General features: G+C 69.9%; 23 protein-coding genes. 8 read left to right on the top strand and 15 right to left on the bottom strand.

The features are described from left to right. Positions 1-27: 27 nt before the first annotated feature. The 15 genes from ABAZ39_RS29660 to ABAZ39_RS29590 form a co-directional block, all read right to left on the bottom strand. On the bottom strand, positions 28-1239 hold the full coding sequence (locus ABAZ39_RS29660; RefSeq protein ID WP_051658734.1) for a YlbE family protein: 1212 nt from the start codon (positions 1237-1239) through the stop codon (positions 28-30). Between the two features lie 36 nt (positions 1240-1275). Beyond that, positions 1276-1761, bottom strand: a complete 486-nt coding sequence (locus ABAZ39_RS29655; protein WP_051658733.1) for a MarR family winged helix-turn-helix transcriptional regulator — start codon at positions 1759-1761, stop codon at positions 1276-1278. A 98-nt stretch (positions 1762-1859) separates the two neighbouring features. Further along, positions 1860-2240 (bottom strand): oxalurate catabolism protein HpxZ, encoded by a 381-nt coding sequence (gene hpxZ, locus ABAZ39_RS29650; protein ID WP_040137906.1) that lies wholly within the window; start codon positions 2238-2240, stop codon positions 1860-1862. Then, a complete protein-coding gene (locus ABAZ39_RS29645; RefSeq protein WP_040137905.1) occupies positions 2237-3418 on the bottom strand; it encodes an amidase in 1182 nt (393 codons plus the stop codon). Before ABAZ39_RS29645 ends, hpxZ begins: the two co-directional genes overlap by 4 nt. Positions 3419-3476: 58 nt before the next feature. After that, positions 3477-4166 carry an SRPBCC family protein gene (locus ABAZ39_RS29640; protein WP_051658732.1) on the bottom strand — a complete coding sequence of 230 codons (690 nt, stop codon included), beginning with the start codon at positions 4164-4166 and terminating at the stop codon, positions 3477-3479. A gap of 4 nt (positions 4167-4170) precedes the next feature. Beyond that, positions 4171-4659, bottom strand: coding sequence for a (2Fe-2S)-binding protein (locus ABAZ39_RS29635; RefSeq protein WP_040137904.1), 489 nt, complete (start codon positions 4657-4659; stop codon positions 4171-4173). Next, complete coding sequence (locus ABAZ39_RS29630; RefSeq protein ID WP_040137903.1) at positions 4656-5468, bottom strand: FAD binding domain-containing protein; 813 nt, start codon at positions 5466-5468, stop codon at positions 4656-4658. Before ABAZ39_RS29630 ends, ABAZ39_RS29635 begins: the two co-directional genes overlap by 4 nt. After that, on the bottom strand, positions 5465-7834 hold the full coding sequence (locus tag ABAZ39_RS29625) for a xanthine dehydrogenase family protein molybdopterin-binding subunit (RefSeq protein ID WP_040137902.1): 2370 nt from the start codon (positions 7832-7834) through the stop codon (positions 5465-5467). Before ABAZ39_RS29625 ends, ABAZ39_RS29630 begins: the two co-directional genes overlap by 4 nt. 23 nt (positions 7835-7857) lie before the next feature. Beyond that, positions 7858-8562 (bottom strand): ABC transporter ATP-binding protein, encoded by a 705-nt coding sequence (locus ABAZ39_RS29620; protein ID WP_014199601.1) that lies wholly within the window; start codon positions 8560-8562, stop codon positions 7858-7860. Then, entirely contained in the window at positions 8549-9367 is an 819-nt protein-coding gene (locus tag ABAZ39_RS29615; protein WP_051658731.1) for an ABC transporter ATP-binding protein, read from the bottom strand. Before ABAZ39_RS29615 ends, ABAZ39_RS29620 begins: the two co-directional genes overlap by 14 nt. Continuing rightward, positions 9364-10401: a branched-chain amino acid ABC transporter permease gene (locus ABAZ39_RS29610; protein WP_040137901.1), complete on the bottom strand. Its 1038-nt coding sequence runs from the start codon at positions 10399-10401 to the stop codon at positions 9364-9366. The genes ABAZ39_RS29615 and ABAZ39_RS29610 overlap by 4 nt, the downstream gene beginning before the upstream one ends. Next, complete coding sequence (locus tag ABAZ39_RS29605; protein WP_040137900.1) at positions 10398-11270, bottom strand: branched-chain amino acid ABC transporter permease; 873 nt, start codon at positions 11268-11270, stop codon at positions 10398-10400. Before ABAZ39_RS29605 ends, ABAZ39_RS29610 begins: the two co-directional genes overlap by 4 nt. A gap of 214 nt (positions 11271-11484) precedes the next feature. Then, positions 11485-12639, bottom strand: coding sequence for an ABC transporter substrate-binding protein (locus ABAZ39_RS29600; RefSeq protein WP_014199597.1), 1155 nt, complete (start codon positions 12637-12639; stop codon positions 11485-11487). Positions 12640-12713: 74 nt separating this feature from the next. Further along, on the bottom strand, positions 12714-14303 hold the full coding sequence (locus ABAZ39_RS29595; protein WP_040137899.1) for a gamma-glutamyltransferase family protein: 1590 nt from the start codon (positions 14301-14303) through the stop codon (positions 12714-12716). A gap of 7 nt (positions 14304-14310) precedes the next feature. Continuing rightward, the gene (locus ABAZ39_RS29590) at positions 14311-15147 is read right to left on the bottom strand and encodes a sulfite exporter TauE/SafE family protein (protein ID WP_081863434.1); all 837 of its coding nucleotides are present in this window, start codon (positions 15145-15147) and stop codon (positions 14311-14313) included. A gap of 694 nt (positions 15148-15841) precedes the next feature. Between ABAZ39_RS29590 and ABAZ39_RS29585 the strand changes: the two genes are divergently transcribed. The 8 genes from ABAZ39_RS29585 to ABAZ39_RS29550 all read left to right on the top strand — a co-directional run bounded on the left by ABAZ39_RS29585 (position 15842) and on the right by ABAZ39_RS29550 (position 22934). Beyond that, positions 15842-17113, top strand: coding sequence for an amidohydrolase/deacetylase family metallohydrolase (locus ABAZ39_RS29585; protein WP_040137898.1), 1272 nt, complete (start codon positions 15842-15844; stop codon positions 17111-17113). 156 nt (positions 17114-17269) lie between these two features. Continuing rightward, positions 17270-17548, top strand: coding sequence for a hypothetical protein (locus ABAZ39_RS29580; RefSeq protein WP_040137897.1), 279 nt, complete (start codon positions 17270-17272; stop codon positions 17546-17548). A 93-nt stretch (positions 17549-17641) separates the two neighbouring features. Beyond that, positions 17642-18031 (top strand): hypothetical protein, encoded by a 390-nt coding sequence (locus ABAZ39_RS29575; RefSeq protein ID WP_040137896.1) that lies wholly within the window; start codon positions 17642-17644, stop codon positions 18029-18031. 276 nt (positions 18032-18307) lie between these two features. Next, positions 18308-19444 (top strand): ABC transporter substrate-binding protein, encoded by a 1137-nt coding sequence (locus ABAZ39_RS29570; protein ID WP_040137895.1) that lies wholly within the window; start codon positions 18308-18310, stop codon positions 19442-19444. Positions 19445-19542: 98 nt separating this feature from the next. Beyond that, a complete protein-coding gene (locus ABAZ39_RS29565; RefSeq protein WP_040137894.1) occupies positions 19543-20415 on the top strand; it encodes a branched-chain amino acid ABC transporter permease in 873 nt (290 codons plus the stop codon). Position 20416: 1 nt separating this feature from the next. Next, positions 20417-21388, top strand: coding sequence for a branched-chain amino acid ABC transporter permease (locus tag ABAZ39_RS29560; protein ID WP_040137893.1), 972 nt, complete (start codon positions 20417-20419; stop codon positions 21386-21388). Next, positions 21385-22173: an ABC transporter ATP-binding protein gene (locus ABAZ39_RS29555; protein ID WP_040137892.1), complete on the top strand. Its 789-nt coding sequence runs from the start codon at positions 21385-21387 to the stop codon at positions 22171-22173. Before ABAZ39_RS29560 ends, ABAZ39_RS29555 begins: the two co-directional genes overlap by 4 nt. After that, on the top strand, positions 22170-22934 hold the full coding sequence (locus ABAZ39_RS29550) for an ABC transporter ATP-binding protein (RefSeq protein ID WP_051658730.1): 765 nt from the start codon (positions 22170-22172) through the stop codon (positions 22932-22934). Before ABAZ39_RS29555 ends, ABAZ39_RS29550 begins: the two co-directional genes overlap by 4 nt. Positions 22935-22989 lie beyond the last annotated feature (55 nt).

The following is a 22989-nucleotide window of genomic DNA, read 5'->3' as shown; positions in this document are numbered from 1 at the left end:
TCCCGTCTGACCCGCGACCCTCAAACGTCAGGCGCGACGGTCGGGAGCGTCCGGGAAGCCGGCGCGGCTCCGCGCGTCCACCGCGGCCACCGCCTCGGCGTGGCAGGAGGGCGGATGCCAGGCGAGGCCGCGCCCGACGATCCCGTCCTCCCCCGCCGCGTGCAGGGCGGCCAGGCAGACCGGGGGCACCGGGCCGCCCAGCAACACGGCGCGAGCGTCCAGCCCGACGCGCCGCCCGTGGACGGGATGGTCGGCGCAGAGCAGCCGGTCTGCCGCCGCGATGGCCGTCTCGGCCGCCGCCCCCAGCTCCGCCCGCAGCAGCGGGGCGGCGTCGAGGGCCAGCGCGCCGAAGCCCAGCGCGTCGATGACGGCGCTGTCCCCGATCGCCGGCAGGCGTGGGCGGGGAGCACTGCCGGGAGAGCCGATGTCCGGCCCCTGCGGTGCGGCCACCGGCGCGCTCGCCCAGCCCTCGCCCATCATGCCGGACAGGCGCAGCCCGAAGCGCACCCCGTTGCCGCCTGCCGCCGTCACCAGCGCCGACCCCGGCACGCCGTCAGCGGCCAGCATCACCGCCTTGCAGGCGGCCATCCAGGGATTGAGGAAGAACTGCCCGGCCTCCTTCAGGAAGGCACAGACCTCACCGGTCCCGCCCAGCCGCGACACCAGCGTCTCGGTCAGCAGGGCCGAGGCCACCCCGACACGCCCGTGCAGCTCGTCCCCCTGCTCCATCGCCTCGCGCACAATGCCACGCAGTTCCACTGCCCCGATCCCGGCCAGCGCCGGGCCGACCGCGCCGTGCAACAGGCGCAGCCGCTCCACCACCGCGCCGCTGACAATGCCGAAACGCAAAGCGGGGCCGCCGCCCTCGTTGAGCGGGCTGTAGGCGCGGGCGCCGGAGCCGCCGGCATCCTCCACCACATGCAGCCACATCGACCGCGACACGACGGCGGCGAGCGGGGTGACCACGCCGAAGTCCTGCGCCGGACGCAGGGTCACGGCGCCGCTGCGCACCAGGGCGCGGGCCTCCTCCACGCTGCCGGCCATGCCTTCGAACAGCAGCGCCGCGGCGGCAGCGTTGAGGATCGGCGGGCAGATCTCCGCCGGATCGGCGAAGGGCGGTCCGGCGTGCAGCAGCGTGTGGCGGTCCAGCCCGATCCGCTCCCCGGCGGTTCCGGTCTCCGTCCACAGCGGATCGGCGGCCAGCATCCGTTCCACGGCCCGCGCGGTGGCGTCATTCATCGCGTATGTCCCCAGGTCTCGATGTTGTCCGTGCCTTTACGGCAGATGCAGCGGGGCGCGGCCGTAGCCGTTGCTGGCGTCGACCAGATGCAGCAGGTAGCGCAGGAAGACCGCGCGGTCCTCCTTCAGCAGGGGCGCGATGGTGCGGTCGTGGGCGCGCTGAGCCTTCTTGTCCATGCGGCGCAGCAGCTTCCGGCCCTCCGCGGTGATGGCGGCCAGCTTCATGCGCTTGTCCACCGGGCTGGCCCGGCGCTGGATCAGCCCGCGCTCGGCCAGCCGGGCCAGAACGCCGGCGGTGGTCGTGCGGTCGATGCCGATCTGGGCGCCCAGCGTCACCTGATCCAGGTCGGGCCGGTCCACCAGGGCGGTCAGCACGCTGTACTGGACGGGGGTGATGTTGAACTCCGCGCACTCCTCCATGAACATGGCGACGTGGATCTGGTGCAGGCGGCGGATGAGGAATCCGGGACGCTCCGCCAGGACGCGGTACGCCTCTTCGATCAGGGGGTCGTCTAATGTCATCGCGGGCGGTCCGTCGGAGCGGGTTTGGGAAAGCGGCGAACAGAGAGAGGATGGCGGCGGGCCGGAGGATCGGCAACCGGGCCGGATGGCCGCAACGTCTAGCCCATCAGCGACACATGCGCGGCGACGATCCGCCAGCCCTCCGGCATGCGGACCCAGGTGTGGCTCTGCCGCCCGACGCGCTCGGTGGACGGGCGCGTGAACTCGGTGTTGGCGGTCGCCATGTCGCGGCCATAGGTGGTGATGACGGTGTTGCGCAACACCCGGTCCAGCCCCGCCGCGGGGCGGCCCTGGCGGAAGGCGGCGATGGCGTCGTAGCCGTACAGGTTCTCGCCCACGCCGTAGCGCAGGGTCGCCGGGTGGTTCCAGAACAGCTCGTCCAGGACCGCTACGTCGTTGCCGGTCAGCGCGCGCTCGTAGCGCTCGAAGGCGGCGGTGACCTCGGCCACCACCTCGGGGATGTTGATTTCAAGCGTCATGCGAACAGCTCCTCGGCAATGGACAGAAGCGTCGAATCGCTGCCGCGCGGCCCGATCAGCGACAGGCCGAGCGGGCAGCCCTGGAGCCGCGCCGCCGGAATGGAAAGTTGCGGCAGACCGGCCAGACCGGCAGGGCAGAGGATCGCCAGCGCCCGCCCGCGCTCCGCGTCCACCGCCGCCCCCGACGAGCCGCGCAGCGGCGCGATGCCCGGCGCGCTGGGCAGGACGATCAGGCCGTCCGTCCCCAACAGGCCGTCCATCCGCCGCCGGATGCCAGCCCGTGTCTCCGCGGCCGCACGGGCCAGGGCAGGGTCGAGCGTCGCCGCCGCGGCGAAGCGGTCGCGCACCCCCGGCCCGAAGGTCGGTTTCGTTGCCGCGATCCAGGCGCCGTGCGCAGCCCAGGCTTCGGCGGCCTGGAGCGTCTGGAAGACCGGACGCCATTGGTCCAGGCCCTCCGGGGCCAGCGTCACGGTCTCCGCATCCCCGAACCGTTCGCGCAGCCGGTCCAAGGCCGGGGCGAGGGCGGCGCGCACCGCCTCCCCCGCAATGGCGAAGGCGTCCTCGGCGACCAGCAGGCGGCGGAAGGCCAGATCGGGCCCCAGAGTGGACGACGGTGGCAGCAGCACCGCCCCGACGCGGCGGAGCAGCGCCGCCTCCCACGCGAACCAGCCCACCGTGTCGAAGCTCGGCGCCAACGGCACGGAGCCGTCCAGCGGAACCGCCCCGTGGGTGGGCCGGATGCCGTAGAGGCCGCAGTAGCTCGCCGGCAGGCGGACCGACCCGCCGGTGTCCGTCCCGATGGCGAAGTCCACCGCCCCGCCCGCCACCGCGGAGGCCGACCCGCTGGAGGAACCGCCGGGGATGCGGCCCGGCGCCTGCGGATTCTCCGGCGTACCGTAATGGGCGTTCTCGCCGGCCAGGCTCCAGGCCAGCTCGTCGGTCAGCGTCTTGCCGGCGACGCGCGCCCCGGCGTCGAGCAGCCGCTGCACGGCGGGCGCGGTCTCCCGCGGGACCTCGTGGGTACGCAGCCAGTCGGGGTTGCCGGCCCCGGTGGGAAGGCCGGCGATGTGGAACAGGTCCTTCACCGCGAAGCGCAGCCCGGCCAGCGGGCCACTTGCGGCTCCGGCGACCTCGGTCCGGCCGTAGGGGACGAAGGCGTTCAGGGGGTCGTTCGGCATGATGCGGTGGTCAATCTCATCATAGGTTCAAATCCCCTCTTCCCTCGTGGAGAGAGGGTCAGGGTGAGGGGGTTGCGCTTTTGCCGGACGCACCGCCACGCGCATCCCCCTCACCGGCCCTTCGGACCACCCTCTCCCCAGAGGGGAGAGGGTTGGAAAAGAGCTTGCGCAGCCAATCCTTCAACATGCTCCACAGCAGATTGCCAGCGTTCAGTTCCTTGGGGGGCTCGGAGGCAGGTTCCGGGACCGGGGCGGCAACCGCGTCCGTGGACGCAGCCGCCATCTCCTCCACCGGTGCGGTCGCGGCGAGCTTGGCTTCCAGGTTGCGGGCAAACTCGGCGGTCAGGCGGTTGGCGATCTCCTGCACGATGGCGCCGCGGCTGAACTGGGCCAGAACGCCGGTCAGCGTGAAATCGACGGTCAGGTCGATGCGCGTCCCCGACCCCTCCTCCACCACGGCGAAGGTCACGTCGGCCTTGGCTCGGGAGTTGTTCTTGGGGTCCGTGCCCTGGCCGTGGATGACGCCGGTGTGGGTCGCCTCGTCCATCGTCAGCGTGCCCTCCCCCGCAAAGGCGGCGGCGATGGGGCCGAGCTTCACGCGCATCTGCCCGAAGATCCGGTCGCCCTCACGCGGCTTGGTCAGCGAGGCGCCGGGCATGCAGGAAATCACCTGCTCCACGTCGCTGAGCAGCGGCCAGACGCGGGCGCGCGGGAAATTGACGGCAAGGGTCTGGGTCATGGTCGGCATGGGCTTACCCCGCGTTCGTGTTGCGCGCGTCGATGACGCGGCGGATGGCGTTGACGATCCCGACATAGCCGGTGCAGCGGCACAGGTTGCCGCTCATCGCCGTGCGGATCGCCGGGTTGTCGGCGTCCGGGCGGCGCAGCACCACGTCGCGCGCCGCCACCAGCATCCCCGGCGTGCAGAAGCCGCACTGGAGCCCGTGCTCGGCGGAGAAGGCCTCGCGCAGCTCCGTGGCGACGGGGTCGTCGTCCAGCCCCTCCACCGTGGTGATGGACCGCCCGTCGCAGGCCACCGCGAAGGTGATGCAGGAGCGCGCCGGCTCGCCGTCGATCAGGATGGTGCAGGCGCCGCACACGCCGTGCTCGCAGCCCAGATGGGTGCCGGTCAACAATTCCCGCTCGCGCAGGAAGTCGCCGAGATGCTGGCGCGGCGGCACACTGGCCTCGACGCGCGTGCCGTTGACGGTCAGGGAAATGGTTTTGGCGTGGGCGCTCATGACATCACCTGCGCGATGGCGCGCTTCAGCGCGACGGTATGGGTCCGAAGGGCGATGGGGTCGTCCGCGGCGGGGCTGCCGGCGAGATGAGCGGCCAGCGCCGCTTCCGTGCAGCCATCCGTGAACAGGGCCGGGCCGTCGATCACCACCGGCTTGCCGGAGGTCGCCCCGGCGACGCAGCGCTGGACGCCGCGGGCCGGGTCGATCAGCACCGCGCCGGTGGCGTGGGAGAACTCGCCGGTCTTGCGGCAGACCTTGTAGTAGCCCCAGCGCGCCCGCTCGGAGAGGGCGGGCACACGGATTTCCGCGACGATCTCGCCCGGTTGCAGGGCCGTTTCGAAGACACCCAGGATAAAGTCGGTCATCGGCACGTTGCGCCGTCCGCCCGTGCCGGCGATCACCACGTCCGCGCCGAGCGCGGTCAACACGTTCACCCAGTCCGCCGCCGGGTCGGCGTGGGCGAGGCTGCCGCCGATGGTGCCGCGGTTGCGCACCGCGCGGTAGGCGATCACCGCCGCCACGGATGGCAGGACACCGCGCGTCACGTCCGGATAGTCGCCGTCCTCCAGCCGCGCGTGGGTGACGCAGGCCCCGATGACCAGCCGGTCGCCCTCCTGGCGGATCGTTTGAAGCTCGGCGATGCGGGTGATGTCCACCAGCAGCTCCGGCTGGGCCAGCCGCAGGTTCAGCATGGGGCCGAGCGACTGGGAGCCGGCCACCGGCCGCACCATCACGTCCTCGCGCGCCAGAAGTTCCAGCGCCGCGTCCAGCGTCGCCGGCTGGGCGTAGTCGAAATCGACCGCCTTCATGCCGCACCCCGCTTGCCCGCAATGGCGGAGAGAATGACCTCCGGGGTCATCGGTGCGTTCGTCACGATGACTCCCAGCGGCTTCAGCGCGTCGTTGATGGCGTTGCAAATCGCGGCCGGCGGGGCGATGGCGCCGCCCTCGCCGATGCCCTTCACGCCGAACTCGGTGTAGGGCGAAGGCGTCAGCATGTGGATGATCCTCACGTGCGGGACCTCGGTGAATCCGGGGATCAGGTAATCCGCGAAGGTGGAGGCGAGCGGCTGGCCCTCCGCGTCGTAGGGCATCCGCTCGTAAAGCGCGGTGCCGACGCCCTGGGCGACGCCGCCGTAGATCTGGCCGTCGACGACCATCGGGTTGACCATGGTCCCGGCGTCCTCGACCACCACGTAGTCGAGGATTTCGACCTGCCCGATCTCCGGGTCCACGGCCACCGCCACGGCGTGGGTGGCGTAGGAGAAGGTGCCGTGGTCGCTGCCCGGCTTGTAACCGGCGGTGACCTCCAGCCCGCCGCGATCCACGTCGGCGGGAAGAAGCTGCGGCGCGCGGTACCAGGTGTGGGCAATCTCGCGGATGGTCACCGCGGCGGCCCCGGCCTTCACCGACCCGCCCTCCAGCACCGCCCCGTCCGGCCCGGCCTGCATCAGGTGCGCGCCGATCTTGCGCAGCCGCTCGGCCAGCGTGCGGCAGGCGGTGGCGACGGCGCCGCCGGCCATGACCATGCTGCGCGACCCCCAGGTGCCCGTCGAATAGGGCGTCAGGCCGGTGTCGCCGTGCACCAGCTTGATCTTCTCCAGCGGGATGCCCAGCACCTCGTGCGCGACCTGGGCGAAGGTGGTCTCCATGCTCTGGCCGTGCGACTGCACGCCGACGCGCAGCTCCAGCCCGCCATCCGGGGTGATGCGGGCCTGCGCCTGCTCGTGCCCCGGCACCATGGGAATGCCCCAGCCGTGATAGACGGCGGTGCCGTGGGCCGACTGCTCGCAATAGGTGGCGAAGCCGACGCCGATCAGCCGACCATCCGGCTCCCCGGCCTTCTGGCGGGCGCGCCAGCCCTCAAGTTCGATGGCGGCGACGGCGCGGCGGACGGATTCGGGATAGTCGCCGCTGTCGAAATGCTTCTTCGTCACGTTGTCGAAGGGCATCTTTTCCGGCGGGACGAGGTTTTCCAGCCGCACCTGCCACGGCTCCCGCCCGACGGCGTCGGCCACGGCGTCGATCATCTGCTCCATGGCAAAGCACACGCCGGTGCGCGCCACGCCGCGGTAGGGGACGATCGGCGGCTTGTTGGTGCAGACGGAGAAGGTGCGGCAGCGGTAATGCGCGAAGTCGTAGGGGCCGGGCAGGATGCTGCCGACCTGTGCGGCCTCCAAGCAGGCCGAGAAGGGATAGACGGAATAAGCCCCGGCATCGACCCAGGCGTCGGCCTCGATGCCCAGCAGCCGCCCGCGCGCGTCGGCGTAGGCGGTGATCTCGTAATGGTGCTCGCGGGCGTTGGCAGCGGCGACCAGATGCTCCCGCCGGTCCTCGGTCCAGCGGACGGGGCGGTCGAGCCGCATGGCGATCCAGGCGGCCACGATCTCCTCGGGCTGGAGCAGACCCTTCCAGCCGAAGCCGCCACCGACGTCCGGCGCCACCACGCGGATCAGCCCCTGGTCGAGGCCCAGGCATTCCGACAGGCCGGCGCGCACGATGTGCGGCATCTGGGTCGAGGTGGTCAGGACGAGCTGTTCGACATGGCGGTCCCAATGGGCGACCACGCCCTTGCCCTCCAGCGGCACCATGCATTGGCGCGCCGTTCGGATGGTCCGCGACACCTTCACCGGGGCGGTGGCGGCGATCTCCGCGATGTTCCCACCGACGTTGGTCTCCAGGAAGACGTTGTCCGGCCAGTGGTCGTGCACCTTCGGCGCGCCCGGCGTCACCGCCTCCAGCATGTCGGCATTCACCGGCAGCTCGGCGTAGTCGACGAAGACGGACGCCGCGATGTCCTCGGCCTCGGCGCGGGTGGCGGCGACGCAGACGGCCACCGGCTCGCCGACGAAGCGCACCTTGCCGTCGGCCAGCGCCGGCTGCTCCGACACCTTGAAGCCGGGCAGGCCCGAGACGGCGCGGATCGGCTTGACGCCGCCCGCCGCCAGATCCGCCCAGGTGAAGACGGCGCCGCGGTGCTCCTCCGGGATCTCGATGCCGGTGATGGTGGCGTGGGCGACCGGGCTGCGCACGAAGGCCAATTCCTTCATGCCGACCAGGGCGATGTCGCCGACGAAGCGGCCCCGCCCGCGCAGCAGCCGGTCGTCCTCCTTGCGGCGAACCCGCGCGCCGACACCGGAACCAGCGCCCGATCCAGCGGTGCTAACCTCTCCCATTCCCTGACCCTCTCGTTTCTTGCTTAACCGCCCAGATAGGCGCGCTGGATGTGGTCGTTGGCGAGCATGGCCTGCCCCGTGCCCTGCTCCATCACCTGCCCACTTTCCAGCAGATAGGCGCGGTCGCACATGTCGAGCGCGGCGTAGGCGTTCTGCTCGACCATCAGCACAGTGGTCCCTTCCCGGCGGATGTCTGACACGATCTCGAAGGTGCGCTCCACGAGGTTGGGGGCGAGGCCGAGCGACGGCTCGTCGAACAGCACGATCTTCGGGCGCGACATCAGCGCCCGCGCGATGGCCAGCATCTGCTGCTCGCCGCCCGACATGGTGCCGGCGGGCTGGTTCAGCCGCTCCTTCAGGCGGGGGAAGCGGTGGAACAGCCGCTCCATGTCCTGCGCCACCGCCTGATGGTCACGGCGCAGATAGGCGCCCATCTCCAGATTCTCGCGCACGGTCAGGTGGGGGAAGACGCGCCGCCCCTCCGGGCAGTGCGCCACGCCCAGCGCCAGCACCGTGCGCGGCGCGGCGTTGCCGATCTCCCGCCCCTCGAAGGTGATGCGGCCCGAGGCCAGCGGCAGCAGGCCGCTGATGGCGCGCAGCGTGGTGGTCTTGCCGGCGCCGTTGGCGCCGATCAGGGTGACCAGCTCCCCCTCCTCCACCGTCAGCGAGACGTTGCGGAGCGCCGGGATCTGGCCGTAGCAGACGGTGATCCCCTCAACCTTTAGCATGCTTCACCCCCTGGCCCAGATAGGCCTGGATCACGTCCGGGTTGGCGCGAATGACCTCCGGCGGGCCTTCGGCGATGATGCGCCCATGGTTCAGCACCACCACGCGGTCGGAGATGGTCATGACCATGCGCATGTCGTGCTCGACCAGCAGGATGGTCACGCCGCGGTCGCGGATGCGCTGGACGACGCCCATGAAGGCCTCCGTTTCCGACGGGTTCAGCCCGGCGGCGGGCTCGTCCAGCAGCAGCAGCTTCGGATCGGCGGCCAGCGCGATGGCGATGCCGAGCAACCGCTGCTCGCCGTAGGCAAGGTTGCCGGCCAGCTCATCGGCGCGGTGCGACAGCCCGACGAAGGCCAGGATCTCGGCCACCGCCGCCCGCATCCGCTCCGTCTCCGCCCGCACGGAGGCGAGCCGCAGCAAGGCGCCCCAGGTCTCCGCCCGGCCCTGCCGGTGCATCCCGGTCAGCACATTGTCGAAGACGGTGCAGCCGGCGAAGATGCTGGTGCGCTGGAAGGTGCGCACGACGCCCAGGCCCGCGATGCGGTTGGAGGACAGGCGCGTCAGGTCGGTGCCGCGGAACAGCACCTTCCCGCCGGTCGGTTTCAGGAAGCCGGTGATGACGTTGAAGGCGGTCGTCTTTCCCGCCCCGTTGGGGCCGATCAGGCTGACGATCTCCCCCTCCGGCACGGCGAAGCTCATCGAGGCGATGGCGATCAGGCCGCTGAAGTGCACGGCGACCTCGCGCACCTCAAGGATTGGCGCGGCCAGGATCGGCGCGGCGGATTCGTCGAACGCGAAGCTCATGCCGAGGTCTCCTTGCGCAGGCCCAGCGCCGTTCCGGCGACGCGCTTGCGGCGGCCGGCGAACCAGTTCTTCACCGCCGGGACGATGCCCTGCGGCAGGAAGAAGACGACCACGATCATGGCGACGCCGTAGATGATCCACTGCACCTCGGGCCGCGCCACCTCGCGCAGCACCTCGGGCAGGATGCCGAAGGCGAGGCCGCCGACGATCGGACCGGCCAGCGTGCCCTTGCCGCCCGTCACCACCATGATGACCATGGTCACCGTGTAGATGAACATGAAGACGTCCGGATCGACGATGCGGATGTAATGGGTGTAGAGCCCGCCCGCGGCACCGGCCATGCCCGCCGCGATCACCGTGGCGACGACCAGATAGCGCGTCACGTCGATCCCGACCGAGCGCGCCAGCGACTCGTTCTCGCGCAGCGCCACCAGCGCCCGGCCCACCCGCGACTGCACCAGCCGCTGGATCACCAGGAAGCAGACCACCGCGACCGCCAGCACCAGAAGGTAATTGTATTCCTTCTTGTAGAGCGGGAGCACCCCGTCCCACGGCAGCCACACCGACAGCGGCGGGATGTTGTTCAACGCCATCGGCCCCTCGGTCAGGTCCACCCAGTTCAGCGCGACCATGCGCATGACCTGGGCGAAGCTGATGGTGACGATGACGAAGTAGGCCCCGCGCACCCGGAAGGCGAGCTTGCCGATCAGGAAGCCGAACAGCGCCGCCATCAGGATGCCGCCGAGGAAGGCGACCCACACCGGCTGCGGCCCCAGCACGAAGGGTTCCGCCCCGCCGAGATCGAGGTCGAAGCCCAGCGACAGCAGCGCGCTGGTGTAGGCGCCGATGCCGAAGAAGGCGATGTGGCCGAGGCTGAGCTGCCCGGTGTAGCCGAGCAGCAGGTTCAGGCTCATCGCCCCGATGATGAAGATGCCGGTCGAGATCAGGACGTAGAGGATGTACTGGTCGCCCAGCCACAGCGGCCCGACCGCCATGAACAGGACGAACAGCCAGGGGAGGAGACGCGTCGTCATCCGATCCGCTCCTTCATGGCGAAGAGACCCTGGGGCCGCACGATCAGCACGGCGATGATCAGCAGGAAGCCCATGGCGTCGCGGTAGCCCGACGACAGGTAGCCGGCGCCGAACTCCTCGGCGAGCGCCAGGACGAAGCCACCGATGGTGGCGCCGGGGATGTTGCCCAGCCCGCCCAGGATGACGATGGCGAAGGCCTTCAGCGCCACCAGATCGCCCATGGTCGGCGTGACCACGAAGATCGGGCCGAGCAGCGCCCCCGCCGTGGCGGCGAGGCCGGAGCCGAGCGCGAAGGTCAGCGTGTACATCAGCCCGCGGTTGACGCCCATCAGCGCCGCCGTGTCCGGGTCCTGGAAGGTGGCGCGCATGGCGACGCCCAGCTTGGTCCGGTTGATGAGCAGGTAGAAGCCGCCCAGCAGAAGCAGCGCCACGCCCAGGACGAACAGCCGGTTCATGCCCACCGACACCGACCCCAGCACCACCGGCTCGGTCGGGAAGGGGCTGGGCACGGACTTCGCCACACCGCCCCAGACCAGCTGCTCGCCGGCCTGCATGGCGATGCCGGCGCCGATCATCACCAGCATGGTGGTGTCGATGTCGGCGCCCTTCAGCGGCCGCAGCAGCGTGAATTCGATCAGCGCGCCCAGCGCCATGCCCAGCAATGCTGCCATCGCCAGGGACATGAAGAAGTTCAGCCCCATCATCCCGGCCAGCATGTAGGCCATGTAGGCGCCGAAGGTGTAAAGCTCGCCATGGGTGAAGTTGACCACGCGCATGATGCCGAAGATCAGCGTCAGGCCGATTCCCAGCAGCGCGTAGGTCCCCCCCAGGACCACGGCGTTCAAAAGGTGCTGCAGATGCGCTTCCACCGCGTGTCTCCTTACTTCCCCTCTTCCGTCCCGGGAGAGGGTGGCGCCGAAGGCGCCTCTCGCGCTGGCTGAAAGCCAGCGCTGACGGCGACAGGCGGATGCCTATGGCATCCGCTGAGAGCCGGGTGAGGGTCGCCCGAGGATCAAGGCGCTGATCCTTGCCGGTACCCTCACCCTTCCCACGCCTTCGGCGCGGGCGTTTGAAAGGAGGGCCTTACGGCATCGTCACCTTGCCGTCCTTCACCTGGACGACGTAGACGTTGGCCTCGTTCTGGCCGCTCTCCTTGCCCTCCGGGCCGTCCTTCTTGAAGGCGATGTCGCCGTTCACGCCGTCCAGCTTGACGGTCCACAGCGCGTCGCGGATGGCCTGCGGCTCGGCCTTGCCGGCCTTCTTGATGGCTTCCACGATGGTCATGATGCCGTCATAGCCGCGGTAGCCCTCGGTCAGGCCGGCGAAGTCGTAGCCCTTCTTGTTCCAGCCATCGACGAAGGTCTTGGCGACCGTCGGGTGCACCGCCTTCTCCGGGAACCAGGGGGCGAAGAACAGCGTGAAGTAGCCGCCGTCCGCCGCGGCCCCCGCCTGCGCGATGAGCTGGTCGGGGGAGGAGGAGCCGCCGTTGGTGATGACCCGGTGCGGCAGGCGCAGCTCCGCCGCCTGCTTCAGGATCAGGGTGATCTGCTCGACGCCGGTGGTGACGAACAGCGTGTCGCCGCCCGACTGCTTGATGCTGGAAAGCTGCGCCGACAGGTCGGTGGCCTCCGGCGCCATCGTCTCGGTGACGCCGATCTTGACGCCCTTGGCCTGGAGCATCTTGCGGAACTCGTCCGCCGAGCCGCGGCCGAAATCGTTGTTCACCGCCAGGAAATCAGCCTTCTGGATGGCCGGCTGGAAGTGGTCCAGCTTCTCCGCGAAGGACTTGGCCTCCATGGCGGAAGTCGGGGCGATGCGGAAGACCCACGGGTTGCCCGAGGTGGTGATCTTGGTCGAGGAGGAGGTCTCCACCACCATCGGCACGCCGTACTCCACCAGCTTCGGCATCACCGCCAGAGTGAAGGTGGAGCTCCAGGCGCCCATCAGCACCGGGACCTTGTCGCGCACGATCAGCTTCTCGGCGGAGGCGACGGCCTCCTTCGGGTTGCTCTTGTTGTCCTCGATGATCAGCTGGATCTTCTTGCCGAGAACGCCGCCGTTGGCGTTCACGACCTCCTCCGCCACCCGCGCGCCGTTGGCGACGTAGTTGCCCGACGCGGCGACCGCGCCGGTCAGCGGCTGGGTCACGCCGATCTTGATCGTCTCCTGCGCAAAGGCCACGCCCGGCGCCAGCAGCGCGGCGCTCAGCAGCAACGCCGTGGTCTTCATCGTCCGCATGTCGTCTAGCCCCCTCTTTTTGATTTGAACCGTCAGTAAGCAGCGGTCACTTGGTGGTGTTCACCCAATGGCACTCACCAGGCAGCGACCGCGCCGTCGCTGCGGGGATCGGTCGCCCCCTCCAGCGTTCCGTCGGCATGGCGGACGATGGCGCCCGCATGCCCCATGGTGCTCGTGTACGGATCGAGCAGTTCGACCGTGTGCCCGGCGTCGCTCAGGGCGGCGACCAGGGCGGGGTCGAAGCGGCTTTCCAGCTTCAGCGTCACGCTGTCCTCGCCCCAGGTGCGGCCGAGCAGCCAGCGCGGCGCCGTGACGGCGGCCTGCAGGCCCTGCCCGAACATCGCGTAACGGGAGAAGACGGCGGCCTGCGTCTGCGGCTGCCCCTCCCCGCCCATGGTGCCGTAGACCATGCTGCGCCCGTCGTCGAAGCGGGCCATCGCCGGGTTCAGCGTGTGGAAGGGCTTGCGGCCCGGCACCAGCGCGTTCCAGCCTTCCTCCGCCAGTCGGAAGGAGGCGCCGCGGTTCTGCCAGGTGATGCCGGTCTCCGGCAGGACGAGGCCGGAGCCGAATTCGAAATAGACGCTCTGGATCATGCTGACGGCGCGGCCCTGGCCGTCGATCACACCCAGCCACACCGTGTCGCCGGGCTTGGCGACATGCGGCCAGGGCAGCGCGCGGGCGCGGTCGATGGTCGCCGCCAGCCCGTCCAGCACCGCGTCGTCGAGGAAGCTCTGCGCCTCCCGCCCCATGTAGGCCGGGTCGCCGACCTCGCGGTCGCGGACCAGGAAGGCCTGCTTGGTCGCCTCGATCAGCCCGTGGATGTGGTCGAAGCCCTCGCCCTCCGTCACGCCCAGCCGGTCGAACAGCGCGAGGATCATCAGCGAGGCCAGACCCTGCGTCGGCGGCGGGTGGTTGAACAGCCGCGCCCCGCGCACGCCGACCGACAGGGCCGGTCGGCGGTGCGCCGCGTGGGCCGCGAGATCCGCCGCGTCCACCGGCGCGCCGGCGCGCTGCAAATCCGCCGCGATGGAGGCGGCGAGCGGCCCGCGGTAGAAGCTCTCCAGCCCCTCCGCCGCCAGCCGGCGCAGCGTGGCGGCCAGCGCCGGCTGCTTCAGCGTGGAGCCCTCCAGCGGCACGGCGCCGCCCGGCAGGAAGGTGCCGGCGAAGCCGGGAACGTCCTTCAGCTCGTGCAGCTTCTGACGGGTCAGCCCTTCCTGGCTGGCGGTCACCGGGATGCCCTGCTCGGCGTGGGTGATGGCCTCGTCCAGGATGCGGGCGAGCGGCAGCGGCTCGGCCCAGCCGGCGCTGACGGCCAGCGCCTCGCGCCAGCCGTCGATGGTGCCGGCGACCGTGTTCGCCGCCAGCGGCCCACGCCAGGGCACGGTGGCGTGGCCGTGGCGCCGGTAGAGGTCGAGCGAGACGGCCTTGCCCGCCCCGCCGCAGGCGTCGATGGCGACGGGGTCGCGCCCCGGCTCGGCGATCAGCCAGAAGCCGTCGCCGCCGATGCCGGTCATGTGCGGGTAGACGACGGCCAGCGCCGCGGCGACCGCGACCGCCGCCTCGACGGCGGTGCCGCCGTCGCGCAGGATCTGGAGCCCGGCCTGGCTGGCGAGATGATGCGGGGAGGTGACCATTCCCCGGCGGCTGCGCGGCGTGTTCAGCATGGGAACCTCAGGGAAGAAGGCCGTAGATCATCCGGGCCGCCGTCAGCCCGAGGAACAGGGCGAAGACGCGGCGCAGGACGCGGGTGTCGAGGCTGTGGGCAAGCCGCGCGCCGAGCGGCGCCATCGCCATGGAGGCCGGCAGGATCAGCGCCAGCCCCAGCAGGTTGACGTAGCCCAGGCTGAAATCCGGGCGGCCCGGCACGTTCCAGCCGGTCAGCACGAAGCCCACCGTTCCCGGCACACCAATGATGAAGCCGAGCGCCGCCGCCGTGCCGACCGCGCGGTGGATCGGGTAGCCGAACAGGGTGAGAATGGGGACGCTGAGCGTGCCGCCGCCGATGCCCATCATCGCCGACATCATGCCGATGCCGCCGGCCAGCCCCTGGCGCGGCGCGCCGCTCGGCAGCCCGTCGGCGATGCGCCACTCGGGCTTGCCGAACAGCATGTGCAGCGTGACCAGGACCGCCATCCCGGCGAACACCGCCGTCAGCACCGGGCCGCGCACCACGCCGGCCACCGCCGTTCCCGCCAGCACGCCGAGGAAGATCGCCGGCCCCCAGGCGCGCAGCAGCTCGCCGTCCACGGCGCCGCGCCGCCGATGGGCGCGCAGGGAGGTGAGCGAGGTGGCGATGATGGTGGCGAGCGAGGTGCCGACCGCGACGTGCATGCGCACGGCCTCGTCCACGCCCAGCGCGGTGAACAGGTGATAGAGCACCGGCACGATCACGATGCCGCCGCCCACCCCCATCATGCCGGCCGCCAGCCCGGCGAAGCCGCCGGCCAGCAGCAGCCCGCCGCCGAGGATGGGAAGCTGCGGCACCGCCGCGATCCCCAGCCCGGTCACGGGACGTCCCGCCGCATCTGCAGAAACCCTCTCATTTTTATGGATATCCGACTTTTTCCGTTGGTTTCCCATCCCTTTGCGAACGCCGTGCCAACCGGCAGAACACTGCGCATTTCGGTTCGGTGGGAAGGAGGGCGCGGCGTGGCGCCAAGGCCGAAAATCGCCCTAATGTTGGGCAAACGGATGGATGGAGGGGCCACGCGGCTGCCGGAAAACGACCAGCATCCATTTGAGAAACAACAAATAATTGTGACTTCCGAGCGGGCCGGCCTTCCGCTTCATTCCTGCGCAACCTCTGCCTGCTGCGCGGGCATTCATCAGCATACTGACGATATGATGATGCTCGTGAAGAGCTCGTGCATGCCCCGGCGCGGCGACAGCGGACCAACCCAGGAGCCCCTGGAAACCCCTTATTTCCGCCTCGACTTCTGTGTTCGTGCACAAATTGGTGGCAGGGTGCCACGCCGCGCCGCCGCGCCATGAATCATCAGCATGCTGCGGAAAATTGGGCACCGACGGGCGGCGGGCGCATGCTGTGGTATGCCGTATTGTGCGTATTTTGACCACCAAATGCCCAACGGACGGTCATTCGTCAGTGTGCTGAAGTTTTGTGCGCCCCGGCGACTCCCCCCCGCCCTGGCATGACGCTTGCTGAAAGGACCGCCAGATAAAAATCAGCGCAAGAAGGTGGGTTATGTCAGAGACGCACACGTTCGACCTCGTGCTCCGCGGCGGACGGATTCTCGATCCGGCCAACGGGCTGGATCTGGTCGGCGATCTGGCGGTCGCGAAGGGCCGCATCGCGGCGGTGGCGGAACGGCTGCCCGACGATGCCGCCGACACCATCCTCGATGTCTCCGGAAAGCTCGTGACGCCGGGCCTGATCGACACCCACGCGCACGTCTTCGAAAAGGTCACCGGGCGCTTCGGGCTGAACCCGGACATGGTGGGCGTGCGCTCCGGCGTGTCGACGCTGGTCGACCAGGGCGGGCCGAGCCTGATGACCCTGCCGGCCTTCCGCCGCTTCATCGCCGAGCCGGCGCGCTCGCGCACGCTGTGCTTCCTGTCGGCCTATCTGGTCGGCGGGCTGGAGGGGCACTATTACCCGCAGCTCTACCGTCCGGATTGCGTCGATGTGGACGCGACCATCCGCGTCGGACGCGAGAACCGCGACATCGTCAAGGGCATCAAGGCCCACGCCGAGGTCGGCGGCGCCTCGCGCTGGGGCTTGGACGTCATCAAGCAGGCCAAGCGCATCGCCGACGGCATCGGCGTGCCGCTCTACGTCCATCTCGGCCAACTCTGGCCGGAGGTCGAGGGCGGCGAGGCCGTCGATCCCGACATGCTGGTGGAGGAGCTGGTCCCGCTGCTGGATTCGCGCGACATCCTGGCCCATCCCTTCACCCGCCACCCCGGCGGCTTCATCTCCACCCGCACCGGCGAGGTGCATCCGGTCATCTACAAGGCGCTGGAGCGCGGCCTGACCGTGGACGTCGGCCACGGCTCGCACTTCAGCTTCGAGATGGCGCGGCGGACGCTGGCGGCGGGCATCCTGCCCTACACGCTGGGCGCCGACCTGCACGGCTACAACGTGAAGGCCCCGACGGCGGGCGCCGGCGGCGAGCGCGAGGCCAACCCCTTCTACGGCGTCGCCCCCTTCAGCCTGACCCACGCGATGACCGAGCTGCTGACTCTCGGTATGGCGCTGGGCGACGTGCTGAAGACGGTGACCAGCAACCCCGCCGCCATGCTGGGCATGGCCGACGAGATCGGCGCGCTGACTCCGGGCATGGCCGCCGACGTGGCGGTTCTGGAGGTCAAGGCCGGCCGCTGGCAGCTCAGCGACAACAGCGGCGAGCGGGTGACCGCGCCGGAGATGATCGTTCCGGCCTTCTCGCTGCGCGACGGCGTGGTGCAGGAGGTGGACAGCCCGCTGCTGCCGAAGCCGATTCCGCTGGCGGCGTAACGCGGCGGTGCCCCCACCCCGGCCCTCCCCCTCTACGAGGGAGAGGGTGCCTTCTGCGAAGCGGCGGCAGTCCCCTCCACCTCATAGGAGGGGGAGGGTTAGGGAGGGGGCACCGTCGGCACCTGAACATCCCACCATCCCACGAGGACTCCGCCCATGTCCGAAGCCGCGCTCGCCTTCTGGATGTTCGAGGTCCCGGCCCGCTGCCGCGACGCCGAGGGGCGGCGGCTGGGCAAGGCCCGCGCCCTGCTGCTGTCCCACCCGCAGCGCCAGCAGCGCATGATGCTGGAACTGGCGCACGACACCCCGCTCGCCATGGGAAGCCGCGTCGTCACGATGCGCGCGGCCTTCGTGGTCGAGCGGTGCGAAGGCGAGTCCGGCTTCGGCTTCCGGCGCTACGCCGTGCGCTGCGTCGGAACGCGGCCGTCCCCGTGACAAAAGCTGGGCGCGGCTGATCCACATCAAGGCGCCGGGCGCTCCGATGGCAAATATTAATCGAACGATTAATAACCAGCTTCGGAGACTCCCATGACCACCCCCGCCCCCGCGCCGCATGAGGGCCTGTGCGCGAAACTCCTGCGCGGCTGGCGCGGCGCGCGGTCCCTGGGCGCGCTTCAGGCACTGGCGCCGCACGACCGCGACCGCGTGCTGGCCGACGCCGGCCTGACCGACCTGACCGCCCCAGCCGTGCTGCGCGCCGGCCATGTCGGCGCGCTGCTGCCCGCCGCGATGGCGCTGCACGGCGTTGACGGCGCCGCGGTGGAACAGGACCGCCCCGACCTGATGAACGACCTGCAGCGCGTCTGCGCGCTCTGCCGCAGCGCCCGCACCTGCCGCCATCTGCTCGCCGATGGCTGCACGCAGCCGGAGCACGCGCTGCTCTGCCCCAACGCCGACACGCTCGACGCGCTCCGCTGAGGAGCGCGCCGACCGAGCGCAAAACATCCCCCCAAAACTCCCCACGAAAAATCCCCAACCGTCTTCGTCGGAAAAGCGATTGACAGCGCCGCGACGCGACCGTTAGCATCCCTGCATAATTAATTGGCCGTATAATAAAACACGGGGACGGTTGCCGCATCGGACGGCACGCGTTCCCGCAACGGGCCGACGCGCCCACGCCGAGAGCGGCGGGGCGCCGACAGGGAATCGTCATTCGCCGTCATCGCGACATCACCGTCGAACGCGGAGGGAGAGATGAGAAACGTGGTACTGGGCGGCCTGCTGTTGACCGGCATCGCCGCGTCGGTTCCGGCGCAGGCGCAGGACACGGTCAGGATCGGGCTGGTCCAGCCGCTGACCGGATCGGTCGCCTACAACGGCAAGTCCGTGGTGGAAGGCGCCCGGCTCGCCGTCGAGGAAATGAACGCCGCCGGGGGTGTCCTCGGCAAGAAGATCGAACTGATCGTCGAAGACGGCCAGTGCACCCCGGCCAACTCGGTCAACGCCGTCGAGAAGCTGGTGCAGAAGGACAAGGTCGTCACGCTGGTCGGCGCCTTCTGCAGCTCCGCCACCGCGGCGATCATGCCGGTGGCCCAGAAGTACAAACTGCCGCTGATCACCGGCGTGTCGTCGAAGGCCAGCCTGACGGAGCAGGGCAACCCCTATTTCTTCCGCGCCGCCGAGACGGACGCGCTGATGGCGGAGGCCTTCGCCAAGATCCTCGCCAACGACCTGAAGCTGACCAAGGTCGCCTACATCGGCGTCAACGACGACTGGGGCCGCGGCGGGGTTGAGGAATTCTCCCGCGACCTGACGGCGTTGGGCGTCAAGACGGTGCTGACCGAGTATTTCGATCACGGCGCCACCGACTTCTTCACGCTGCTGACCAAGCTGCGCGCCGCCAAGCCGGACGGCGTGTTCGTCGCCGCGGAGACGCAGGACGGTTCCATCCTGGTCAAGCAGATCCGCGAGATGGGGCTGGACACCAAGGTGTTCGGCGTCGGCTCCTGGGCCACCGCCGACTTCATCAACCTGACCGGCGAGGCCGCGGAAGGCATCCACGCCGCCGTCCCCTACGCCTCCAGCATGGACACCCCGCGCAACCAGACCTTCGTCCAGAAATATCAGGCAAAGTACGGCATCAAGCCCGGCAAGTACGGCGCCGCCGGCTACAACGCGCTGAACATCGCCGGGCAGGCCATCGCGCGGGCCGGCGGCACCGACGCCGAGGCCATCCGGGCGTCGCTCGCCAAGACCAGCTACGAGGCGCCGAACGGCGTCTACAAGTTCACCGACAAGGGCCAAGCCTATGGCTTCGACGCGGTGCTGGTGCGGATCGAGAAGGGCGAACCGAAGGTGATCGCCTCCACCCCGGTGGACGCGCCGCACTGACCGGCGGACGCGCCGCGGGGCCGCCGTGACGGCACCGCTCCCGCGGCGCGCACCGATCCAACGCACCGTTTGTGCGGGCCTGCTTTTGCGAGAACGTCATGGATCTCTTTCCGCAGTTCCTGGCCAACGGGCTGGTGATGGGCGTGTTCTACGCGCTCTCCGCCCTCGGTCTGACGCTGATCTTCGGCCTGATGCGCGTGGTCAACTTCGCCCATGGCGAGTTCTACATGCTGGGCGGAGTCAGCGGCTGGTTCGTCACCAATTACCTGGGCCTCGACTTCTTCAGCGGCCTGATCGTGGTCGCCGCCTTCATGGCCGCCGTCGGCTGGCTGGTCGACCGTTTCCTGATCGAGCGGGTGCGCGGCCAGGGTGAGGAGCCGGGCATCCTGCTGACCATCGGCCTGTCGATCTTCCTGGTCAACGGCACGCTCCTGCTGGTCGGCCCGGCGCCCATGAAGGTGGCCGGCGCGGTGGCCGAAGGGCCGCTGTTCTTCGGCCCGATCGCGGTGACCAAGCTGCGCCTGCTGGCCGTGGCGGTGGGCATCGCGCTGATCATCGGCGCCCATCTGCTGATCCGCCGGACCCGGCTGGGGGCGGCGATGCGCGCCACCTTCCAGGACCCGATGGCGGCCAGCCTCGCCGGCATCCGCACCGGCCACGTCTACGCCGCCACCTTCGCGCTGGGCTGCACGCTGGCTGCGCTGTCGGGGATGCTGCTGGCCTCCATCTACTCCGCCCAGGCGTCGGTCGGCGGGCTCATCAGCCTGAAGAGCTTCGTCGTGGTGATCCTCGGCGGGATGGGCAGCTTCGCGGGTGCCATCGCCGGGGGCCTGCTGCTGGGCGTCGCCGAGGCGATGTGGGGCGGCTACGTCTCCATGGGCATGGTGGACGTCATCGGCTTCGTCCTGGTCATCCTGATCCTGCTGTTCCGGCCCCAGGGCCTGTTCTCGATCCGCACGGAAAGGGCCTGACATGACCCTGGAACGCAACATCCTGCTGGCCTTTTTGGCCGGAGCCGCGCTTCTGCCCTTCGCGGTGACGGACCAGTACATCCTGCACCTCGCCATCATGGCGCTGTTCTACGCGGTGCTGGCGAGCAGCCTCAATCTGGTGGTCGGCTATGTCGGCGAGTTCTCGCTGGGCCACACCGCCTTTCTCGGCACCGGCGCCTACACGGCGGCGCTGCTGTCCACCCAGGCGGGGATGCCGATGTGGGTGACGATCCCGCTGGCCGGGCTGGTCTCCGCCGTCTTCGGCTTCGCCATCGGGGCGATCACGCTGCGGCTGCAAGGCCCCTACTTCGTGATCGTCACCCTGTCCTTCGCCGAGGTGCTGCGCATCGTCGCCAACAACTGGATCGCGGTGACCAACGGCCCGATGGGTCTGGCCGGCGTCGGCCAGAACCTCTTCGGGGACGTCACGGTCACCGACAAGGCTGGCTTCTTCCTGATCGTGCTGGGCATCGCCGCGGTGGCGCTCTACCTCTCCTACCGCTTCGTCTATTCGAACGCCGGGCGGGCGGCGGTGGCGGTGCGCGAGAACCGCTACGTCGCGCAGTCCATCGGCGTCGATCCCTTCGGCACGGCGATGCAGGCCTTCGTGCTGGGCGCCTTCCTGGCCGGTTTGGCCGGGGGCTTTTACGCCCACTACATCTCCTTCGTCGGACCGGAGGTGTTCCGCTTTGCCTTCATGGCGACGATGATCATCATGGTTCTGCTGGGCGGCAAGGGCACGCTGATCGGCCCGTTGGCCGGCGCCGTGATCGTGACGGTGCTGGAGGAATATCTGCGCGAGGTGCAGGAACTCCGCCTCACCCTGTTCGGGCTGATCGTCATGGCCATCGTCCTGTTCCTGCCCAACGGCCTGATGGGCTTCATCGCCCTGCGCCGCGAGCAGCAGGCCGCCAAGCCGACCCTCAACGCCGCGAAGGAGCGCACCGTATGACGGCGACAACCGACCGGCAGCCGCTTCTGCGCGCCGACGACCTGACCATGACCTTCGGCGGCATCACGGCGGTGAAGGACTTCAGCTTCCACATCGAGCCCGGCGAGATCGTCGGCCTGATCGGCCCCAACGGCGCAGGCAAGACGACCTGCTTCAACATGCTGACCGGCTTCTACGCGCCGAGCAACGGGCGGGTGCGCTTCAAAGGGCAGGACATCACCAACCGCAAGCCCCACGCCATCGCCCGGCTCGGCCTCGTCCGCAGCTTCCAGAAGACCAACGTCATGAAGCGGCTGACGGTCTTCGAGAATGTGCTGACCGGCCATTACATGGCGAGCCGCCAATCCCTCCTCGCCACCTTCTTCCCCGGCGAGGCGGTCCGCCGCGCCGAGCGCGAGGCGCGGGAGAGCGCCGCCGCCATCGTCGAAACCATGGGTCTGGCCCAGCGCATGAACGCCCCGGCGCATCTGCTGTCCTGCGGCGAGCTGCGCCTGCTGGAGGTCGCGGTGGCGCTGGCCGCCAAGCCCAGCCTGCTGATGCTCGACGAGCCCGCCGCCGGGCTGAACAGCCACGAGGCCGGGACCTTCGGCGCCGTGCTGAAGACGCTGATCGGGCGCAGCATCGACGCGCTGCTGATCGTGGAGCACAACATGGATCTGGTCATGTCGGTGTCCGACCGGATCGTCGTCCTCAACTTCGGCCGCAAGCTGGCCGAGGGCCGGCCGGCCGAGATCCTGGAGAACCGGCAGGTCGCCGAAGCCTATCTCGGAAAGGCCGCCGCATGACGCTGCTCTCCGAATCCCCCTCGCCCTCCGCCATCGCCCAGGCCGCCGACGCGCCGGTCCTCGCCGTGGAGGGCTTGCACGTCGCCTACGGCTCCACCGTGGCGCTGCACGGCGTGTCGCTGGACGTGCGGGCCGGCGAGACGGTCGCCCTGATCGGCGCCAACGGCGCTGGCAAGAGCACCATCCTGCGGGCCATCTCCGGTCTGCTGAAGGCGCGCTCCGGCACCATCCTGTGGAATGGCAAGTCCATCGCGAACCTGCCCGCCGATCGCATCGTCGCCGCCGGCATCGCCCACTGCCCGGAGGAACGGCACGTCTGGCCGAACATGACGGTGCAGGAGAACATCGCGCTCGGCGCCTATCTCTGCCGCTCGCGCGAGGAGGTGCAGCGGCGCATCGGCATGGCCTTCCACCGCTTCCCCCGCCTGCGCGAGCGGTCGCGCCAGATGGCCGGCACGCTCAGCGGCGGCGAGCAGCAGATGCTCGCCATCGCCCGCGCGTTGATGTCGGAGCCGCGGCTGCTGATGCTGGACGAGCCCAGCCTCGGCCTCAGCCCGAAGATGGCCGACGAGGTGTTCGACGTGGTGCGCTCCGTCAACGGCCACGGCGTCACCGTCCTGCTCGTCGAGCAGAACATCCACAACGCGCTGGGCGTCGCCAGCCGGGCCTATGTGGTCAAGACCGGCCGCATCACCGCCAGCCGCCCCTCGGCGGAACTGCGCGGCGACCCCGACCTGCTGCGCGCCTATCTGGGCGGCTGACGGCCACAAGCGACGGCGAAAGGCCGTGTCACGAATAATTAAACGAACGACCGAC

Source organism: Azospirillum argentinense (genome assembly GCF_000632475.1).
Lineage (GTDB): Bacteria > Pseudomonadota > Alphaproteobacteria > Azospirillales > Azospirillaceae > Azospirillum > Azospirillum baldaniorum.
The sequence above is the reverse complement of the archived record's forward strand: the minus strand, read 5'-3'. Positions and strand labels throughout refer to the sequence as shown.

Coding starts and splice junctions, on each gene's coding strand:
- ABAZ39_RS29595 (WP_040137899.1), bottom strand. CDS start 14,303: ATGCTGAACACGCCGCGCAGCCGCCGGGGAATGGTCACCTCCCCGCAT.
- ABAZ39_RS29550 (WP_051658730.1), top strand. CDS start 22,170: ATGACGCTGCTCTCCGAATCCCCCTCGCCCTCCGCCATCGCCCAGGCC.
- ABAZ39_RS29640 (WP_051658732.1), bottom strand. CDS start 4,166: ATGCCGACCATGACCCAGACCCTTGCCGTCAATTTCCCGCGCGCCCGC.
- ABAZ39_RS29600 (WP_014199597.1), bottom strand. CDS start 12,639: ATGCGGACGATGAAGACCACGGCGTTGCTGCTGAGCGCCGCGCTGCTG.
- ABAZ39_RS29575 (WP_040137896.1), top strand. CDS start 17,642: ATGACCACCCCCGCCCCCGCGCCGCATGAGGGCCTGTGCGCGAAACTC.
- ABAZ39_RS29635 (WP_040137904.1), bottom strand. CDS start 4,659: ATGAGCGCCCACGCCAAAACCATTTCCCTGACCGTCAACGGCACGCGC.
- ABAZ39_RS29560 (WP_040137893.1), top strand. CDS start 20,417: ATGACCCTGGAACGCAACATCCTGCTGGCCTTTTTGGCCGGAGCCGCG.
- ABAZ39_RS29565 (WP_040137894.1), top strand. CDS start 19,543: ATGGATCTCTTTCCGCAGTTCCTGGCCAACGGGCTGGTGATGGGCGTG.
- ABAZ39_RS29555 (WP_040137892.1), top strand. CDS start 21,385: ATGACGGCGACAACCGACCGGCAGCCGCTTCTGCGCGCCGACGACCTG.
- ABAZ39_RS29580 (WP_040137897.1), top strand. CDS start 17,270: ATGTCCGAAGCCGCGCTCGCCTTCTGGATGTTCGAGGTCCCGGCCCGC.
- ABAZ39_RS29645 (WP_040137905.1), bottom strand. CDS start 3,418: ATGCCGAACGACCCCCTGAACGCCTTCGTCCCCTACGGCCGGACCGAG.
- hpxZ (WP_040137906.1), bottom strand. CDS start 2,240: ATGACGCTTGAAATCAACATCCCCGAGGTGGTGGCCGAGGTCACCGCC.
- ABAZ39_RS29655 (WP_051658733.1), bottom strand. CDS start 1,761: ATGACATTAGACGACCCCCTGATCGAAGAGGCGTACCGCGTCCTGGCG.
- ABAZ39_RS29570 (WP_040137895.1), top strand. CDS start 18,308: ATGAGAAACGTGGTACTGGGCGGCCTGCTGTTGACCGGCATCGCCGCG.
- ABAZ39_RS29585 (WP_040137898.1), top strand. CDS start 15,842: ATGTCAGAGACGCACACGTTCGACCTCGTGCTCCGCGGCGGACGGATT.
- ABAZ39_RS29660 (WP_051658734.1), bottom strand. CDS start 1,239: ATGAATGACGCCACCGCGCGGGCCGTGGAACGGATGCTGGCCGCCGAT.
- ABAZ39_RS29625 (WP_040137902.1), bottom strand. CDS start 7,834: ATGGGAGAGGTTAGCACCGCTGGATCGGGCGCTGGTTCCGGTGTCGGC.
- ABAZ39_RS29620 (WP_014199601.1), bottom strand. CDS start 8,562: ATGCTAAAGGTTGAGGGGATCACCGTCTGCTACGGCCAGATCCCGGCG.
- ABAZ39_RS29630 (WP_040137903.1), bottom strand. CDS start 5,468: ATGAAGGCGGTCGATTTCGACTACGCCCAGCCGGCGACGCTGGACGCG.
- ABAZ39_RS29610 (WP_040137901.1), bottom strand. CDS start 10,401: ATGACGACGCGTCTCCTCCCCTGGCTGTTCGTCCTGTTCATGGCGGTC.
- ABAZ39_RS29615 (WP_051658731.1), bottom strand. CDS start 9,367: ATGAGCTTCGCGTTCGACGAATCCGCCGCGCCGATCCTGGCCGCGCCA.